1 protein-coding gene is annotated in these 864 nt (G+C 63.7%); it reads right to left on the bottom strand.

Features of this window, described 5'->3' with window-relative positions; translation table 11 throughout:
• Positions 1-102 precede the first annotated feature (102 nt).
• Positions 103-393, bottom strand: a complete 291-nt coding sequence (locus A33M_RS21485; protein ID WP_008391941.1) for a transposase — start codon at positions 391-393, stop codon at positions 103-105.
• Positions 394-864: the final 471 nt, after the last annotated feature.

The raw sequence follows: 864 nt of genomic DNA, 5'->3' as shown, positions 1-864 counted from the left end.
GCCGATAGACGCTCGACCGCGCCACCCCGACCAATGCACATTGCCGCCGGATCGACAGCGTCTCATCGCCGCGATCGAGCATTCCTCGCCGGTCCGCCGCGCTCATCTGCCGGACCTCCTGGCTAAAAAATCCCGCTCCACCGTCAGCTGGCCGATCTTCGCGTAGAGATCGTCGACCGTCCGCTGCGCGAGCTTCTCGGCGTCCGCACCCGCACTCGGATCGAACGCCCGCGCCGCATTGTCCAGGAGCTGCTTCTTCCAGGCGTAGATCTGGTTGGGATGGACCTCGTAGCGCTGCGCCAGGTCGGCCACCGTCGCCTGCTCGCGGATCGCCTCCAGCGCAATCTTCGCTTTCAGCCCCGCGTCGATCTTCCGTCTCGTTCTCTTCGTCATCGCCTGCTCCGTCTACCAAACGGAGCCGCCGACTTCCAACTTACGCCTTGGTCCCAAAATCGGGGTCCATTTCACGTCCTTCGGCCTCACGCCGACAGATAGGGGCGGGTGCTGTCGTTCGAGACGCCTCAATGAGGCCGCAGCGGTGACGCTGCGGAAAGCGACCGAGGTGCCGATCGGCATCGACCCTGGCTGGCACACGCTTCAATGAGGCCGCAGCGGTGACGCTGCGGAAAGCTCAAAGGTTCCGAGAGGCTGGTACTGTGTTGCATCGCTTCAATGAGGCCGCAGCGGTGACGCTGCGGAAAGCATGGATGAAGACGCAGTGGGTGAGGGTGCTTCTCTTGGTGCTTCAATGAGGCCGCAGCGGTGACGCTGCGGAAAGCCGCGCGCGTAAGCGTCGGTCATCGTCACGTATGTGATGCTTCAATGAGGCCGCAGCGGTGACGCTGCGGAAAGCACGTCGGGGAA

Source organism: Rhodovulum sp. PH10 (genome assembly GCF_000293785.1).
Taxonomy (GTDB): domain Bacteria; phylum Pseudomonadota; class Alphaproteobacteria; order Rhizobiales; family Xanthobacteraceae; genus Rhodoplanes.
This window is presented reverse-complemented; position numbering and strand designations above follow the sequence as displayed.